Raw genomic sequence first — 16,690 nt, forward strand, 5'->3', positions numbered from 1 at the left:
GACCACAGAACAGGCGGCACAAGCCGCCGGGCGGCGGACGGTCAAAAGGCCGACGCCACGGGAGAAAACGCCCCTGGGGAGAACCCCAGGTCACCTCACACCGTAAGAGCGGGTGACGACATGTATCTGGGAATCGACCTCGGCACGTCCGGGGTGAAGGCCATCCTGATGGATGAGGAACAGCGCATCCTCGCGGAGGGCTCGTCGCGGCCGCTGTCGGTCGACCGGCCGCATCGCGGCTGGTCGGAGCAGCACCCCGAGATCTGGTGGGATGCCGTCTGCGAGGCGCTCGACCACCTCGCCCGGCATCACCCGAAGGAGATGGCCGCCGTCCGCGGCATCGGCCTGTCCGGGCAGATGTACGGGGCGACGCTGCTCGACGCCGCCGACCGGCCCATCCGGCCCGCCATCCTGTGGAACGACACGCGCTCCACCGCCGAATGCCGCCAGCTCGAGGAGCGCGAGCCGGAACTGCGGGCCATTGCCGGCCGCCGCGCGACGCCGGGCGTGACGGCGCCCAAGCTGATCTGGGTGCAGCGGCACGAGCCGGAGAACTTCGCCCGCATCCGCACCGTGCTGCTGCCCAAGGACTACATCCGCCTGAAGCTGACCGGCGACAAGGTGTCCGACATGGCGGATTCCTCCGGCACGCTCTGGATGGACGTCACCCGCCGGGCCTGGTCCGACCGGCTGCTGGCGGCGACCGATCTCGACCGCTCGCAGATGCCGCGTCTGGTCGAGGGCACCGAGCCGAGCGGCCTGCTCACCCCTGGCCTCGCAGACCGCTGGGGCATGGTGAACCGGCCGCCGGTGGCGGGCGGTGGCGGCGACAATGCCTGCGGCGCCTGCGGCAGCGGCATCATCGAGCCGGGCGCCGGCACGGTGTCGCTCGGCACCTCGGGCGTCCTGTTCGTCGCCACCAACGAGGCGCGGCCGAGCCGTGACCACGCGATCGAGACGCTCTGCCACGCGGTGCCGGGCATCTGGCACCAGATGTCGGTGATCCTTTCGGCGACCTCATGCCTCAACTGGCTTGCCGGTCTGCTCGGACGTCCGGCGGCCGAGCTCGTCCGCGATCTCGGGGACGCGCCGCGGCCCGCCGGTCCTCTCCTGTTCCTGCCCTTCCTCGACGGCTGCTGGAGCCCGCAGGACGATGCCGAGATACGCGGCGCCTTCGTCGGCCTCGATCACGGCACGGACGCGAGGGCGCTCACCCATGCAGTGCTGCAGGGTGTCGCCTTCGCGCTCACCGACGCCGCCCACGGCTTCCACGACAATGGCGCGCGCTTCGAGCGCCTGCTCGGGATCGGCGGCGGGTCGCGTTCGCCGCTCTGGATGTCGATGGTGGCCAACGCCCTCGACCGCGTCATCGACATTCCGGAGGCGAGCGAGCTTGGCGCGGCCTTCGGTGCGGCCCGCCTCGGCATGATCGCGGCGACCAACGCACCGCCGCGCGACGTGCTGCGCCGGCCGCGGATCGTACGGACGATCGAGCCGGACCCGGTTCTTGCCGACAGCTATCGCGACGCCTTCACGCAGTGGCGTGGGCTCTACGCCCCCGTCCGCAACGCCTCGATGGCATTGCACGGCCACGCCTGAGGATACGCCTGAACCAACGCCAGCCTGCCGGTGCAACGCCCGGAAGGCACTTGAAAACGAAAGGTCCGCTCCGTCGGCACGCCGCGGAACAGGACGTCTTCGACCAGGGAGAACGACCCATGAAGGACTACGTACAGAACGGCGCGCCGCGTGTGGAAGCGAGCGAAGGCTCCGGCGGCTTCCGGATGTCCCGCCGCATGCTGCTGACGGCCGGCACCGCCCTGATGGCGGCGCAGTATCTCAACATCCGCCCGACCATCGCCGCCGACTACAAGTTCGCCGCGGCGCTCGGCTGGACGACCTACGATTCCGGCCGCCATCTCCAGGACGGCTTCAAGGCCGCCGTGAAGGAGCTCGGCGGCACGCTTACCACCACCGATGCCGGCTTCGACGCCAAGAAGCAGTCCGACCAGATCGACTCGCTCGTCGCCAGCAAGCCGCACGCACTGTTCGTCACCCCGGCCGATGCGGTGGCCATCGCACCGGCGGTGCAGCGCGCGATCAGTGCCGGCATCCCGGTCTTCGCCGCCGACAGCATGATCCCCGGCGTCGCCGTCAACACCACGGCGATGTCGAACAATTTCGGCATGGGCGTCTACACCGGCGACTTCATCGCCCGGAAGCTGAACGGCAAGGGCCCGATCGCCCGTGTGCTGCTGCCGCAGAACGAGAGCTGGGACCAGCGCACCCTCGGCATGGAATGGGCGCTGAGGCGCTATCCCGACATCAAGGTGGTGACGAGCTGGGCCTTCGCGCTCGCCGGCAACGTCACGCCCCGGCAGGCGGTCGACAACATCCTCACCGCGCATGATGATCTCGCCGCCGTGTGGTGCGCCTGGGATGGCGCGGCGGTGGAGGGCACGCTCGCCGCCCGCGCGGCCGACCGCCCGCACCTGATCATCACCGGCATCGACGGTGGTTCGCAGGCGTTCAACTACATCGCCGCCGGCTCGCAACTGAAGCTCACCATGGCGCAGTCCTTCTACGAGATGGCCTATCTCGACGTGCTCTACGCCCATGAGCACCTCGCCGGCCGCAAGACGCCGCGCACGGTCATCACCCCCGCCTATGCCGTCACCCAGGACATGCTCAAGGAAGGGCTGCCGGACGATTACGACGTGCCGGGCCGCGCCGAGCAGATGGGCTGGGCGCGCGCCGTCTGAGCCACCCGCCGGCCGGGGGCGGCATGCCGCCTCCGGCTCCCGTCGGCGCCGCTGCCGACATCCGTGAGGAAGCCTGTCATGGCCCAGCCCGTCCTGACCATATCGCGGCTCGCCAAGCGCTTCGGGCCCGTGCTGGCGCTCGGCGATGTGGACTTCACCCTGGAGCGCGGGGAAATCCACGCGCTGCTCGGCGTCAACGGCGCCGGCAAGTCGACCTTCATCAAGATCCTGTCCGGCGTCTACACCAAGGACGAGGGCACGATCGAGATCGACGGCCGCAGCGTAGAGTTCCGCTCGCCCCGCGATGCCATCGCCCATGGCGTGGCCGCCGTCCAGCAGCACCCGGAACTGGTGGGCGACCTCACCGGCTACGAGAACATCTTCCTCGGCATGGAAGGCGCGCGGCGGGGCTTCTGGAGCCGCATCGACCGCGCCTCCATGCGCCGGCGGGCCGACGCGCTGCTCGCCCGCTTCCCGGTGGAGATCGACCTCTCCCGCCGCGTCTCCAGCCTGTCGGTGGTGGAGCGCGAGATCGTCGCCATCCTGCAGGCGTTGTCGCGCGAGAACATCCGCGTCCTCATCCTCGACGAGCCGACCTCGACGCTGACCGAGGTCGAGAAGGGCGTGCTGTTCCGGCTGATGGCGCATCTGCGCGCCTCCGGCATCTCGATCATCTACATCACCCATCGCCTCGAGGAGGTGATGGAGATCGTCGACCGCCTCACCGTGTTCCGCGGCGGCCGCCGCATCACCACCATGAGCGTCGAGGCGGCACGTGCCGAGGGCGTCACCCTGGCCGAGCTAATGCTCGGCGAGACGCTTGACCACGTCTATCCACCCCGGCGCAACGACGCCGGGGCGGGCGACGTTGTGTTCTCCGTCGACGGACTGCGGCTACCGGGCGTGCTCGACAACATCCGCTTCGACGTGCGGCGCGGCGAGATCGTCGGCGTGTTCGGGCTGGTCGGCTCCGGCCTCGACGAACTGTCCAAGGTGCTGTTCGGCGCCATGGGGCCGGCGGAAGGGAAGATGCGGCTGGGCGGGCGGGATATCGCCCCGCGCACGCCGCGCGAGGCGCTGGCGAACGGCATCTTCCTGGTGCCGGGCGACCGGCGTACCGAGGGGCTGACGCTGAGTCAGGCCTCGGTCTTCAACATGACGCTCGCCAATCTGGACAAGGCCTCCGGCCTCGGCGGCCTGCTGCGCGGCGGACGCAACCGCCGCGCGAGCGCCGAGCTGGCGCGGAAGGTGACGCTGCAGCCGCCGCTGCTCGACCGCGCGGTGAGCGACTTCAGCGGCGGCAACCAGCAGAAGATCGTGGTCGCCAAGGGGCTGTTCGCAGGGGCGGGCCTCTACATCTTCGTCGAGCCGACGGTGGGCGTCGACATCGGCGCGCGCTCACGCCTCTACGGCTTGATGCGCGATCTCGCCGAGACCGCCGCGGTGATCGTCATGTCCAGCGACTGCGACGAGGTGCACGGCCTCTCCGACCGCAGCTTCGCGCTCTACAAGGGCCGGCAGATCGGCCAGCCCTCAGGTGACATCACCCGCGGCCGGCTGCTCGCTGCCGGAATCATGGGGAGCCTGCACTGATGACGCAGACCTCACGCCTGTCCTCCGGCTTCTACCGCATGCTGGCCTTCCTCGCTCTCGTGGCGGCGGTGGTCGCCATCTTCGCGCTGATCGAGCCGCGCTACCTCTCCATGCGCAACCTCACCGCCGTAACCCGCCACATGGCGGCCAACGGGCTCGCCGCGCTCGGCCTCACCTTCGTGGTGGTGGTGCGCAAATACGACCTGTCGTTCCCCGGCATCGCCTCCTTCGCGGCAATGACCATCGGCTTCCTGATCGCCGGGGGATATTCGCTCGGTGTCGCGCTCGCCGCCGGCCTCGCCGTCGGGACGGCGATCGGCCTCGTGAACGGCTTTGCCGTCGCCTATGGCCGGCTGCCGGACATCGTCACCACCATCGCGACGGGCTCGATCGTCGGCGGCATGGCCTTCCTCTACACGGGCGGGCGGACGATCTTCCAGAACTTCATGACCTCGGGCCTGATCGACCTCAACGATATCCGCTTCTTCGGCCTGAACGCCTCGTTCTACTTTCTCATCGCCATCTATGGCGTCGCCTACATCGTGCTGCACCATTCGCGGTTCGGCACCGCCTTCCGCGCCGCCGGCGAGAACCCGGTCTCGGCCTATCTCTCGGGCATTCCGGTGCGGCTCTACACCATGGGCGCCTTCGCCGTCTGCGCGGCGACCGCGGTGCTGGCCGTCGTGCTCATCCTCGCGGAATCGGGAACGGCCGATACAAACGAAGGCGCCAATTTCCTGATGCCGGCTTATGCCGCCGTGTTCCTCGGCGCGGCGCTGCTCGGGGGCGCCTCCATCCCCGCCACGCTGGCCGGCACCGCGCTGATCACCATCTTGCTCGACGGCTTCTCGTTGCTCGGCGTGCCCTATTACTACAGCGACGGCGTCGTGAGCCTGATCCTGCTGGCCGGGGTCGTCCTGTTCGACGAGCGGCTGCGGCGGGAAGCGGCATTGCTGATGGCCCTCCTCGGCATCGGCCGAAAGACCCGGGAGATCCACCCGTGACCGAGATGTCTTCGACCATGCGCCCGCAGATCTCCTTTGCCGGCTTCAGGAACATTGGCCGCTGGTGGCTGGCGCTGGCGCTGGTCGCCGCCCTTCTCGCCTTCGCGGCGGGACGGCCGCAGATGCTGGATGCCGGCAACATCGTCACCATCCTGCGCAGCGCCAGCATCATGGCGATCATGGTGCTCGGGCTGACCTGGGTGATCGCCGCCGGCAAAATCGACGTCAGCTTCATGCAGATCGCCGCCCTGGCCAACATGACGACCGCCGGGCTGCTCGCGCAGGGCAGCGGCTGGACGCTCGCGGCGCTGTGCGGCATTGCCGTCGGCGGGGTGGTCGGGCTGGTCAACGGCCTGCTGGTCGGCCGGATGCGGCTCTCGCCGCTGATCACCACCATCGCGACCGGGGGCGTGTGCGCCTCTGCCGCGGCCGCCATCGGCGCTGGCACCTCGATCCGTATCGACGACGCCGGCGGCCTCGGCGACTTCCTCGCCGCCCATATCGGTCCGGTGCCGCTCATCGCGCTCTTCGTCGCCGCGCTCTACGCGGCGGCGTGGTGGATGCAGGAGCGGCTGACCTTCGGCCATTACATCTACGCCGCCGAGCAGAACGAGGAGGCGCTGGTCGATGTCGGCGTGTCCGTCCACCGCCTCATGGTGCTGGTCTATCTGATCAGCGGCGTCTGCGCCTCGGTCGCCGGGGTGCTGCTGGCGGCGAGCCTGTCCTCCGGCCAGCCGATGATCGGCAGTTCCTACTTCATCGACGGCCTCACCGCCGTCTTCCTGGGCGGCATGATGATCCGCATCGGCCGGCCCAACGTGATCGGCACCGCGACCGCCGTGCTGCTGCTGGCGGTGCTGGTGAGCGGCGGTGCCCTGCTCGGATGGCCGGACTACCAGCGCGAGATCATCAAGGGCGTGCTGCTGCTCGCCGGCGTCGCCATGGCGGTGCGCATGGGGCGGGCGCTGGACGGCTTCGCCAAGGGGGGACGGCCATGAACATGCATCCCGGAGCGACCGGGCCCCTCGTGGTCGGGCTGGACTGCGGCACCGGCGGCGCGCGCGCCATCGTGTCCGATCTCACCGGCCATGTGCGCGGCACGGCCACCCGCAACTATCCCACCACCCATCCGAAGCCCGGCTGGGCCGAGCAGAACCCCGCCGACTGGTGGGAGGCCGCCTGCGCCGCGGTGCGCGAAGCGGTGGCGCGCGCCGGCGCGGCGCCCGACGACATCCTCGCCATCTCGGCCGACGGCACGTCGAGCACCCTGGTGGCGCTCGACGAGGCGGGCGCGCCCATCGGGCCGGCCATTCTGTGGATGGACACGCGCGCCTCGGCCCAGGCCCGCCGCATGTCCGAGTGCGGCGATCCCGCGCTGGCCCGCTGCCGTGCCGGGGTGAGCGCCGAGTGGATGATTCCGCGCATCCTCTGGATCAAGGAGAACCGGCCGGATGTGTTTGAGCGCGCCCGCTGGTTCGTCGAGATGGCGGACTACATCGCCTACCGCCTCTCCGGGCGGCTGACACTCGGCCTCAACCAGGCGAGCAACCGGTGGTTCCATGGCGGCCTTGCCGGCGGCTGGCCGGCAGGCTTCTTCGCGCGAATCGGTCTTTCCGGCATCACCGAGCGCTTTCCCGCCGATGTGCTGGCGCTCGGCGCGCCGATCGGGCCGGTGGCGCCCGACGTGGCCGGGATCATGGGGCTCGGGCGCGGCACGCTGGTGGTCTGCGGCGGCACCGACGCCTATGTCGCGATGGTCGGGCTCGATGTCTGCCGGGCCGGCCGCTCCGCCTTCATCACCGGCTCGTCGCACCTCGTGCTGAGCATGACCGACCAGCCCGGCGAGGTGCCGGGCCTGTTCGGCGCGCATCCCGACTGCGTGGTGCCCGGCCTCTACGTGCTGGAGGGCGGTCAGGTCTCCTCGGGCTCCATCATAAAATGGTGGCACGATCATTTCGGCAAGGCGCTGTGCCATGACGGCGACCCCTATGCGGCCATGATGGCGCGGGCGGCCGACATACCGATCGGCGCCGAAGGGCTGGTAGCGCTGGATTTCTGGCAGGGCAACCGGAATCCCTATACCGATTACGACCTGCGCGGCGCGATCTGGGGGCTCACGCTCAAGCACTCGCCCGACCACATCCTGCGGGCGCTGATCGAATCCGTCGCCTACGGCACGGAGAACATCCTGCGCACGCTCTCCGCCAACGGCATCGCGGTGAGCTCCCTTACCGCCTGCGGCGGCACGGTGCGCAGCCGTTTCCTCCTGCAGATGCACGCCGATGTCAGCGGTGTGCCGATCAGCGTCCCGCAGGTCAGCGAGGCCTCCGCCTTCGGCTCGGCCATCGTGGCCGCGGTGGGCGCGGGCGCGTTCCGCGACCTGCCGGAAGGCGCCGCGGCGATGGTCCGCGAGGATTTCGTGATCGAGCCCGACCGCGAGGCCGGGGCGCACTACGCGTCCATCTTTGAGGACTACCGCGCGACCCATGTCGCGCTCGCCCCGCTCATGCACGCCAAGGTGCGTGAGCGGGCCGTGCCCGCCTGATCCCTTCCGGCGCGCGCCGGCCGCCATCGCCACACCCCGTCACATCCCGTCCGATCCGACGGCAACGTACATATCTGGAGTACAGGACACATGGCCCACATTGGAGATCTGGTCGCCGAGATGCTGGCGCAATACGGCGTCGAGCTGGTCTTCGGCATGCCGGGCGGACAGACCACCGCGCTGCATGACGGCATTTCGCGCCGGACCAACCGCATCCGCCACGTGCTGATGCGCGACGAGCGCAACGCCGCCTACGCCGCCGACGCCTATGCGCGGCTCACCGGCAAGCCGGGCGTGTGCGACGTGACCGTCGGTCCCGGCGCCAATCTCCTTCCGGCCGGCTTCATCGAGGCGCTCAACGCCTCGGTGCCGATGATCGGCATCGTCGGCGAGCTGCCGCTCGACTGGCTGACGCTGAAGGAAAAGGGCATCGCCAGCCAGGGCTTCGACCAGCTCTCCTTCTTCAAGACCATCACCAAGGATTCCTGGTTGGTGCCGTCGGTGACGGCGCTGCCGGAGATGATCCGCACCGCCTTCCGGGTGGCGACCTCGCCGCGGCCGGGGCCGGTGGCGCTGATCATCCCGCACGACATCTTCGATGCGGAATGGGACGAGAACCTCATCAAGATCGCGGTCGACGACCGGGCGATCCAGGCGCCGTTCATACGCGCGGCGCCGACCGGCGAGGCGGTGGCGGACGCCCTCGCGCTGATCGCACGCTCCAAGCGTCCGGCGCTGGTCTGCGGCGGCGGCGTCCACGGGGCCGACGCCACCGCGGAAGTCGGGCGGGTCGCCGAGAAGCTGCAGGGGCTGGTGGTGACCAGCCTCACCGGCCGCGGCTCGGTGCCGGAGACGCTGCCCTATGCGGCCGGCGCGCTCAATCCGCTCGGCTCCTGGGCGGCGATCGAGCTGATCAAGGAGGCCGACCTCGTGATCTGGTGCGGTTCGAAGGCCAGCCAGAACACGGCGATGAACTGGACGCTGCCGTTGCCCGAGCAGGCGACCATCACCATCGATGCCGACCCGAACGAGCATGGCCGCACCTTCCGGCCGACCGTCTCGCTGTTCGGCGACGTGCGCGAGGCCCTGCGCCTGATCGACCGCGCCCTCGAACCGCAGAGCCACCCCGAATGGATGGCGCGGATCGCCGAGATCAAGGAGGCCGGCGAGGCGCAGAAGCGCGAGGAGATCGCCAGCGAGCAATTGCCGCTCAACCCGCCGCGGGTCATGGCGGCGCTCGCCGAGCGGCTGTCGGAGGACGACATCGTGATCTCCGACGCGAGCTTCTCGGCCGGCTGGATCGCCAACTTCCTGCCGGCGCGCAAGGCCGGCCGTCAGTTCCTCTATGCGCGCGGGCAGGGCGGCCTCGGCTATTCCACCCCGGCGGCCATCGGCGCGGCGGCGACGCGCCCCGAGGCCCGCATCGTGACGGTGGCCGGCGACGGCGCGTTCTCCTACACGATCGGCGAGCTGGCGACGCAGGTCCAGCAGAACCAGCGCGTGGTCAACATCGTGCTCAACAACGGCCGGCTGGGCTGGATCCAGCTCTGGCAGGAGATCTTCTTCAAGAACGTGCAATCCGCGCTGCTGGAGAGCCAGAGCTGCCATCCGAGCTTCGCGGCGGCGGCGGCCGGGCTCGGGCTGAAAGGGTTCTATGTCGAGAAGCCCGACGAGATCGGTCCGGCGCTGGATGCCGCCTTCGCCTGTGACGGCCCCTCGGTGGTGGAGTTCCGCATCGACGACCTCGCCACGCCCATCCACTCCTTCAAGCGGCGCATGCGCGAGGGCGGCGATACGCCTCGCCCGCGTCCCGGCACCGTCTACAAGCTGCGTGAGTGGAAAACCTCGCCGACATTGGCGTAGGGCCAGCCGGCCGGGCGCATTCCCGTTCCGTATAGCGGGGTGCTTCGCGCCGGGCGGACAGCAGACAGCTTCACTGCGGCGCCTGTGCTTCAGTGAAGCTGTGGCTCGCCGGCTCCTGCGCCCATCGGGCATGGCGAGTCCGTTCGGTAGGTGCCCGATCTCGATCTCTGATCTCGCGCCAGAATTCGAGCCGCGCACCGCGACCTCGCCGCCCCCGAGGCTCGGTTGTCGGCGGGCGTCGAGCTCGTTTTCCAATGGCGAGACTCTGCGGTATCGGGTTCGGATGCACCGGACGGGCAGGAGGATGCGGGGTTGGACGCGGCACGGCCAAGGGTGCGCCGGGCCTGGTCGGACCAGGCCGTCGAACCTTGGCTGGTCTCACCGCTTCTCCAGAAGCGATGCCACGCTCGATAGCCGGCGCACTTCCGGGCGATAGGCCTGGTTCTGCTGGCGGCGCAGCGAGGCCCGGAAGTCGCGCGGGGTCATGCCGAACTGGGCGCGGAAGGTGCGCGACAGCACGCCGGGGTAGGAGAAGCCGCAGGCGGTGGCGATGTCCTTGATGCCGAACTCCTCATAGAACAGCATGTTGCGCGCGGCCTGGAGCCGGATGCGCAGATAGAGCCGCGCGGGGGACTCGTCGAAGCGGCGGCGGCATTCGCGCAGCACGGTCTTTCCAGAGACGGCGAGGCGCTCGGCGATGTCCTCGAGCGCCAGCGGGAAATCGAGATTCTGCTCCATCAGGCGGACGATGCGGTCCGACAGCGCCGGCCCGGCCACCGGGGTCGCCGGCGCGTCGGGGCGCTGGGCGGCGCTCGCCATGCGCGGCACATAGACGAGCGCATTGGCCACTTCGCTCGCCAGCGTCGAACCTTCCAGCCGGCCGATCAGATCGAGCATCATGTCGAGCGTGGCGATGCCGCCGGCGCAACTGATGCGCTGTCCGTCGATGAGGTAGAGCTGTCCGTTCACGGCGAGCTCCGGGAAGCGCTCGCGGAAGGTCGGCACCGCCTCCCAGTGCAGCACCACCTGACGCCCACTGATCAGCCCGGCCTGCGCCAGCGCGAAGGCGCCGGTGTCCACCGCGCCGATGGAGGCGCCGAAGCGCGCCGCTGTGCGCAGTTGATTCAGCAGCTTGGGCGAATTGCGCTGCATCGGCAGATTGCCCTCGAACACTAGGTAGAAATCCGCCTGCGCCATGGTTTGCAGGCTGTCGTCCGCCGACATCCACAGGCCGTTGCTGGCGCGCACAGGCGCTCCGTCCTCGGAGACGAAGCGCCAGCGGAAGAGCTCCCGCCCGCTGTTCTGGTTGGCGATGCGCAGCGCCTCGCTGGCGAGCACCAGCGCGTTCAGCGGGAATTCCGGCTGGAGAATGAGATTGAAGGTCGGGGCATGCCCCGCCGGAGCCTGATCGACATGCGCCTCCATGATCGTGCCTCCCTGCCGGGCTGTCCTATAATGTTAATAACAAGTCCATTTTCGTCAATTGGTCCGGCCAAATGCCGGGAAGTATCAGTTCACGAAAGATGTTCGGGGCACCGGGCCGCAGCCTGTGGACGAAGGCGGCCGGCACCCCTGATCTGTTGACATCACTGGCATCCGGCACGCGACGCCGCCGTCCGTGAGCGCTCCCGCTCGCGCCGGCCACAGCCCGCTTTTGCCGGCAGGAACGAGGTTTGGCGACGTGCGGACGGAAGCGCTCAAGAAGAAACTCGAAGGCTGCTACGTGACGGTGCCGACGCCGTTCCGGGACGAGCCCGGCTTCCCCGTCAACGAGGCGGCGCTGCGCAGCTATGTGCGCTTCCTCGTCGAAGGCGGGCTGACCGCCGAGACCGCGACCTTCCTCGCGGGTGGCGCCGCCGGCGACTTCTCGACCATGAGCTTCGAGGAGCGGGTGCGCGTCGCCGAGATCGTGGTCGACGAGGTCGACGGCCGGGTGCCGGTGGCGATGGGCGCGCAGACCACCTCGACGCTGGAGCTGGTGCAATTGGCGAAAGCCGCCAGCCGCCTCGGCGCCGATTTCATCCAGGTCTCCTGCCCCTTCTACTTCACCCATACCGAGGGCGACTTCGAGGAGTTCGTGCGTGCTGCGGCGAGCGCGGCGCCGGATGTCGGGCTGATCGTCTACAACACCTTCTGGACCACCACGAACATCTCGTTCCAGATGGTCGAGCGCCTCGCCGAGATCCCCAACGTGGTCGGGCTGAAATGGGCGACGCCGCGCAGCGACGCCATGGAGTTCGAGAGCGTCGCGGCGCGCTTCTCCAAGCGCTTCACCATCATCGACAACAACCTGTTCTTCGCCTTCAGCGCCATGCCGGCGCTCGGCGCCAAGGCGTTCGAGGTGCACCTGTGCAATTTCTGGCCCGAATGGGGTCTGAAGCTGGTACGCGAGATCGGCGCCGCCAACTACCCCGAAGTGGCGCGCATGCTGGTCGATGAGGCGATGCCCTTCTACAAGCTCTGGGTCGAGATCGAGCGCGATTTCACCAGCGGCGACGGCTATCTCGACAAGCTGTGCATGGAGCTGGTGGGCCTGCCGTCGAGCCGCTGCCGGCCGCCGACGCGGGACGTGCGCGAACGCTACCGGGCGGCGACGCTCGAGATGATGCGCCGCATCGGCACGCCCAACCTCGTTCAGTTCGAGGAGGCGTGATGGCGGGCGCGGCGAACCTCATCGTGCTGGCGGCGGGCGACAATGTCGGCATCGCGCTTCGCGACATCCCCGCGGGGGACGTCGCGGCGACGCTGTCCGGCCTGTCGCTGCGCGCCGAGGAGGCGATCCCGCAAGGCCATAAGATCGCGCTCAACGACATCGCCGCCCAGCAGGACGTGGTGCGGCTCGGCATGCCGGTCGCCATCACCCGTGAGGCGATCGCCAGGGGCCATCTGGTGCATGTCCACAATGTCGCGAGCCGCTATCTCAACAATGACGAGGACCATTATGAGTAGCCTCGCCGCAGCGACGCGAGAGCCCACGGCCCCGGCGGTCGCGAACCGGATGCGCGGCTATGCGCGCCAGGACGGGCGCAAGGGCATCCGCAACTATCTGCTCGTCGCCTATCTGGTGGAATGCGCGCACCATGTCGCGCGCGTGATCGCGGCGCCGTACCAGCAGGGCGGCGTGCAACTGGTCGGCTTCCCCGGCTGCTATCCGAGCGATTATGCCGACCGCGTCATGACCGACATCGCCACCCATCCGAATGTCGGCGGGGTGCTGCTGGTGTCGCTCGGCTGCGAGGAATTCCAGCGCGCGAAGCTAAAAGCCGCCATCGCGGCGAGCGGGCGGCCTGTGGAGCTCCTCACCATCCAGGCCTGCGGGGGCACCGCCGGCACGGTGACACGCGGACGGGAGTGGGTCGAGCGGCAGCTCGCCCTGCTCAAGGGCGCGCCCACCGTGCCGGTGGGACTTTCCGATCTCGTCATCGGCACCAAATGCGGCGGCTCGGATGGGCTGTCCGGCGTCACCATCAATCCGGCGGTCGGCCATGCCTGCGACCTCCTGGTCGATGCCGGCGCCGCCGTGATGTTCGAGGAGACCTGCGAGCTGATCGGCTGCGAGGAGCACATGGCGGCGCGCGCCGTGACGCCCGAGCTCGCCGAGGTGCTGCGCGGGGCGGTGCGCAAGGCCGACGAATATTACGCCGCGCTCGGCCATGGCAGCTTCGGCGGCGGCAACATCAAATACGGCCTGTCGACGCTGGAGGAGAAGTCGCTCGGCGCCTATGCCAAGAGCGGCTCGCGCCCGATCAGCGGCTTGCTCAAGCCCGGCGTGCGCCCACCGGCGGGCGGCCTCTATCTGATGGACACCGTCAATGACGGACCGGTGCGCTTCGGCATTCCCAACATCAACGACAGCCAGACCATCACCGAGATGGTGGCGAGCGGCTGCCATCTGATCCTGTTCACCACCGGCGCCGGCTCGGTGGTCGGGCAGGCGGTGGCGCCGGTGATCAAGGGCGTTTCCAATTCGCGCACCTATCGCCGCATGGAAGGCGACATGGACGTCAATGCCGGCACCATCGCCGACGGTGTCGAGACGGTGGAGGAGGTCGGGCGCCACCTCCTCGACGCCATCGTCGCCGTGGCTTCCGGCGAGCCGACCAAGTCGGAAGCGCTGGGCCATCAGGAATTCGTGCTCGCCTACAAGACCTATGACCCACTCGGCCCCGGCTGCCTGCCGGTCTGAGCGGAACCGGACCAACGCATCAAGCAAAAACCAAAGGGGATCGTCATGACATTCTCACGCATGTTCGCGAAGCGGGCGGCGGCGGTCGCGCTGCTCGCCGCCGGCCTCCTCGGCGCCGGCGAGGCCAGGGCGCTCGACGATGTGCGCCTGCGTCTCAACTGGATGTGGTACGGCTCGCATGCCGCCTTCGCGCTGGGCAAGGACCGGGGCTACTTCAAGGATGCCGGCATCAATCTCGACATCCGCTCCGGCAACGGTTCCGGCTCCGCGCATCGCCTGGTGGCGAACGGCGACAGCACCTTCTCCTACGGCTCCTGCGCCGGCCTGGTGAATCTGGCGGCCAAGGGCGCGCCGCTGGTCTCGGTCGCGGTGATCGACGCCATGGGCACCGAGGCCATCATCGTGCGGCCCGACGCCGGCATCGCCAAGATCGCCGACCTCAAGGGCAAGAAGCTGCTCACCACGGCGAATGCCGGCGTCAACACCTTCTTCCCGCTGGTGCTGAAGAATGCGGGCCTTGCCGAGAGCGATGTCGGCATCATCAACGTGCCGGACGGCGCGCTGGTATCGAGCTATCTGCAGGGCGCCGGTGGTGCCGTCGGCATTCTCGGCGGTCTCGACGACAAGCCGGCGGAGATAAAGGCGGCCGGCGGCGCCGCGCCCGTCACCTTCCCCTATTCCGACTATGGCGTGAACCAGGTCGGCTATTGCATCGTCACATCGAGGGACACGCTCGCCAAGAATCCGGACCTGGTGAAGCGCTTCGTCGCCGCCACCATCAAGTCCTACAAGGCGGCGGAAGCCGATCCGCAGGCGGCGATCAACGCCATGGGCGATATCGTCGGCGGCACCGCCAACGAGGAGGCCGGCAAGAAGCAGGCCGCCGAGGTGCAGAAGGTCACGCTCGACGTGCTCTACTCCAAGGCCAATACCGGCAAGGTGCTGGGGCTCAACCAGCCGCAGGACTGGGTCGACATGGTCGAGCTGATGAAGAAGTACAACGGCCTCGAGACCAAGGAGCCGCCGACCTTCTTCTACACCAACGACTTCCTGCCGAAGTGAAGCGAGCCTAGCCTCGGCCGGCGGGCCATTTCACCCGCCGGCCGGACCGTTCCGCGTTGAAGGATTGAAGGCACCTCATGGGCGCGACGATCGAAATCAGGTCGCTGGCGAAGACGTTCGGCGTGGGCACCGGGGCGGTGCACGCCTTCGGGCCGGTGGACCTGACCATCCATTCCGGCAGCTTCGTCTCGTTGCTCGGCCCCTCGGGCTGCGGCAAGTCCACCCTCATGCTGATGATCGCCGGCCTGCTGGAGGCCAGCGAGGGCGAGGTCTTCTTCGACGAGGAGAAGGTCGCCGCGCCGCGTACCGATATTGGCATCATGTTCCAGGACAATACGCTGGTGCCGTGGCGCACCGTGGAGGGCAATGTCGCGCTCCAGTTGGAGCTGCGCGGGCTCGATCCGAGAGCCTATGCCGCGCGAATCCGCGACCTGCTGCGTTCGGTGAGGCTGGAAGGCTTCGGCGGGCGGCACCCTTACGAGCTTTCCGGCGGCATGCAGCAGCGCGCCGCCTTCTGCCAGGCGTTGGTGCACGAGCCGGATACGCTGCTGTTCGACGAGCCGCTCGGCAAGCTCGACGCCATGACCCGCGAGAGCATCCGCACCGACCTGCAGACGCTGTGGATGAAGCAGCGCCCCACCGTGGTGTTCGTCACCCATTCGATCGAGGAGGCGGTGCAGCTCTCATCGACGGTGTGCGTGGTGACGCCGCGCCCCGGCCGCATCGGGCGCACCATCGATATCGACCTGCCCTGGCCGCGCGACCTCGAAGTCAAGGCGAGCCCGGCCTTCACCCACTATGTCCGCGAAATCCAGGGGATCTTCCATGACTATGGTGTCCTCTAGCATGCCGCCGGAACCCGGCCCGATCATCCGCGCCGTCACCGCCGCCGCGCTCGCGGTGTGGCGCTCCTGGCCGTTCCTCGCCTTCTTCATCGGCTTCTTCCTGGCGTGGGAATATGCCGTCATTCTGTTCAAGGTGCCGGGCTACATATTGCCGACGCCCTCGGAGATCGTGCGCCGGGGCTGGGCCGACATCCCCCGCCTGATCGACTACACGCTCGTCACCGGTATGGAGAGCGTGCTCGGCTATCTGCTGGCGATCGCCGTCGGCGTGCCGGTCGGCGTCGCCATCGCCTTCTGGGAGCCGCTGCGACGCACCGTCTATCCGTTCTTCGTCAGCCTCGAGATGGTGCCGAAGATCGCCTTTGCGCCGCTCTTCATCGCCTGGCTCGGCTTCGGCCTGCTGCCGAAGGTGATCATCGTCGTGCTGGTGTGCTTCTTCCCGGTGGCGCTGAATTCGATCCACGCCTTCGGCTCGCTCTCCGACGAGCTCACCCGCTTCTGCCGCTCCACCGGCGCCGGGCGGCTGCGCACCTTCTGGAAGGTGAGGCTGCCGGCAGCACTGCCGCAATGCTTCGTCGGCTTCAAATACGCCGCGCTCAACGCCACGGTCGGCGCCACCATCGCCGAGTTCATGGGCTCCGACCAGGGCCTCGGCTTCTACATCAACATCGCCACCGGCAATATGCGGCCCGACCTCGCCTTCGCCGGCATCTTCTTCCTGACGCTGCTCGGCCTCGCGTTGTTCGGCTGCATCACGCTGGCCGAGAAGCTGCTCATTCCCTGGCACATCACGCAGCGCCGCCATTGAGCGCGATGCTTTCGAGGATCCC

14 protein-coding genes are annotated in these 16,690 nt (G+C 68.7%); 13 read left to right on the forward strand and 1 reads right to left on the reverse strand.

Features of this window, described 5'->3' with window-relative positions; translation table 11 throughout:
- The first annotated feature begins 120 nt into the window (after positions 1-120).
- The 7 genes from xylB (at position 121) to U742_RS0108855 (ending at position 9,767) form a co-directional block, all read left to right on the forward strand.
- Complete coding sequence (xylB, locus tag U742_RS0108825) at positions 121-1,599, forward strand: xylulokinase (protein ID WP_029352145.1); 1,479 nt, start codon at positions 121-123, stop codon at positions 1,597-1,599.
- Between the two features lie 119 nt (positions 1,600-1,718).
- Complete coding sequence (locus tag U742_RS0108830) at positions 1,719-2,762, forward strand: sugar ABC transporter substrate-binding protein (RefSeq protein WP_081852908.1); 1,044 nt, start codon at positions 1,719-1,721, stop codon at positions 2,760-2,762.
- A 78-nt stretch (positions 2,763-2,840) separates the two neighbouring features.
- Entirely contained in the window at positions 2,841-4,355 is a 1,515-nt protein-coding gene (locus U742_RS0108835; RefSeq protein WP_029352148.1) for a sugar ABC transporter ATP-binding protein, read from the forward strand.
- Complete coding sequence (locus U742_RS0108840; RefSeq protein WP_081852909.1) at positions 4,355-5,359, forward strand: ABC transporter permease; 1,005 nt, start codon at positions 4,355-4,357, stop codon at positions 5,357-5,359. Before U742_RS0108835 ends, U742_RS0108840 begins: the two co-directional genes overlap by 1 nt.
- Before the next feature lie 5 nt (positions 5,360-5,364).
- Positions 5,365-6,357, forward strand: coding sequence for an ABC transporter permease (locus tag U742_RS0108845; protein WP_051660996.1), 993 nt, complete (start codon positions 5,365-5,367; stop codon positions 6,355-6,357).
- Positions 6,354-7,904 carry an FGGY-family carbohydrate kinase gene (locus U742_RS0108850; protein ID WP_051660968.1) on the forward strand — a complete coding sequence of 517 codons (1,551 nt, stop codon included), beginning with the start codon at positions 6,354-6,356 and terminating at the stop codon, positions 7,902-7,904. Before U742_RS0108845 ends, U742_RS0108850 begins: the two co-directional genes overlap by 4 nt.
- Before the next feature lie 90 nt (positions 7,905-7,994).
- A complete protein-coding gene (locus U742_RS0108855) occupies positions 7,995-9,767 on the forward strand; it encodes a thiamine pyrophosphate-binding protein (protein ID WP_029352157.1) in 1,773 nt (590 codons plus the stop codon).
- A gap of 378 nt (positions 9,768-10,145) precedes the next feature.
- Here U742_RS0108855 and U742_RS0108860 read toward each other — a convergent pair whose 3' ends face one another.
- A complete protein-coding gene (locus U742_RS0108860; RefSeq protein WP_029352159.1) occupies positions 10,146-11,192 on the reverse strand; it encodes a GlxA family transcriptional regulator in 1,047 nt (348 codons plus the stop codon).
- Between the two features lie 256 nt (positions 11,193-11,448).
- Here U742_RS0108860 and U742_RS0108865 point away from each other — a divergent pair, with 256 nt between their 5' ends.
- From U742_RS0108865 to U742_RS0108890, 6 genes are all read left to right on the forward strand, one after another.
- On the forward strand, positions 11,449-12,420 hold the full coding sequence (locus U742_RS0108865; protein WP_029352160.1) for a dihydrodipicolinate synthase family protein: 972 nt from the start codon (positions 11,449-11,451) through the stop codon (positions 12,418-12,420).
- Entirely contained in the window at positions 12,420-12,716 is a 297-nt protein-coding gene (locus U742_RS0108870) for a UxaA family hydrolase (RefSeq protein ID WP_029352161.1), read from the forward strand. The genes U742_RS0108865 and U742_RS0108870 overlap by 1 nt, the downstream gene beginning before the upstream one ends.
- On the forward strand, positions 12,709-13,953 hold the full coding sequence (locus U742_RS0108875; RefSeq protein WP_248310310.1) for a UxaA family hydrolase: 1,245 nt from the start codon (positions 12,709-12,711) through the stop codon (positions 13,951-13,953). Before U742_RS0108870 ends, U742_RS0108875 begins: the two co-directional genes overlap by 8 nt.
- A 45-nt stretch (positions 13,954-13,998) precedes the next feature.
- Complete coding sequence (locus U742_RS0108880; protein ID WP_029352164.1) at positions 13,999-15,015, forward strand: ABC transporter substrate-binding protein; 1,017 nt, start codon at positions 13,999-14,001, stop codon at positions 15,013-15,015.
- 77 nt (positions 15,016-15,092) lie between these two features.
- Entirely contained in the window at positions 15,093-15,860 is a 768-nt protein-coding gene (locus U742_RS0108885) for an ABC transporter ATP-binding protein (RefSeq protein ID WP_029352166.1), read from the forward strand.
- 1 nt (position 15,861) lies between these two features.
- Positions 15,862-16,668: an ABC transporter permease gene (locus tag U742_RS0108890; RefSeq protein WP_051660969.1), complete on the forward strand. Its 807-nt coding sequence runs from the start codon at positions 15,862-15,864 to the stop codon at positions 16,666-16,668.
- Positions 16,669-16,690 lie beyond the last annotated feature (22 nt).

Source organism: Allobosea sp. 117 (assembly GCF_000702305.1).
GTDB lineage: Bacteria > Pseudomonadota > Alphaproteobacteria > Rhizobiales > Xanthobacteraceae > Ancylobacter.

Bases quoted from the DNA above. Each gene is read 5' to 3' on its own strand.
- xylB (WP_029352145.1), top strand. From the start codon at position 121: ATGTATCTGGGAATCGACCTCGGCACGTCCGGGGTGAAGGCCATCCTG.
- U742_RS0108830 (WP_081852908.1), top strand. From the start codon at position 1,719: ATGAAGGACTACGTACAGAACGGCGCGCCGCGTGTGGAAGCGAGCGAA.
- U742_RS0108835 (WP_029352148.1), top strand. From the start codon at position 2,841: ATGGCCCAGCCCGTCCTGACCATATCGCGGCTCGCCAAGCGCTTCGGG.
- U742_RS0108840 (WP_081852909.1), top strand. From the start codon at position 4,355: ATGACGCAGACCTCACGCCTGTCCTCCGGCTTCTACCGCATGCTGGCC.
- U742_RS0108845 (WP_051660996.1), top strand. From the start codon at position 5,365: ATGTCTTCGACCATGCGCCCGCAGATCTCCTTTGCCGGCTTCAGGAAC.
- U742_RS0108850 (WP_051660968.1), top strand. From the start codon at position 6,354: ATGAACATGCATCCCGGAGCGACCGGGCCCCTCGTGGTCGGGCTGGAC.
- U742_RS0108855 (WP_029352157.1), top strand. From the start codon at position 7,995: ATGGCCCACATTGGAGATCTGGTCGCCGAGATGCTGGCGCAATACGGC.
- U742_RS0108860 (WP_029352159.1), bottom strand. From the start codon at position 11,192: ATGGAGGCGCATGTCGATCAGGCTCCGGCGGGGCATGCCCCGACCTTC.
- U742_RS0108870 (WP_029352161.1), top strand. From the start codon at position 12,420: ATGGCGGGCGCGGCGAACCTCATCGTGCTGGCGGCGGGCGACAATGTC.
- U742_RS0108875 (WP_248310310.1), top strand. From the start codon at position 12,709: ATGAGTAGCCTCGCCGCAGCGACGCGAGAGCCCACGGCCCCGGCGGTC.
- U742_RS0108880 (WP_029352164.1), top strand. From the start codon at position 13,999: ATGACATTCTCACGCATGTTCGCGAAGCGGGCGGCGGCGGTCGCGCTG.
- U742_RS0108885 (WP_029352166.1), top strand. From the start codon at position 15,093: ATGGGCGCGACGATCGAAATCAGGTCGCTGGCGAAGACGTTCGGCGTG.
- U742_RS0108890 (WP_051660969.1), top strand. From the start codon at position 15,862: ATGCCGCCGGAACCCGGCCCGATCATCCGCGCCGTCACCGCCGCCGCG.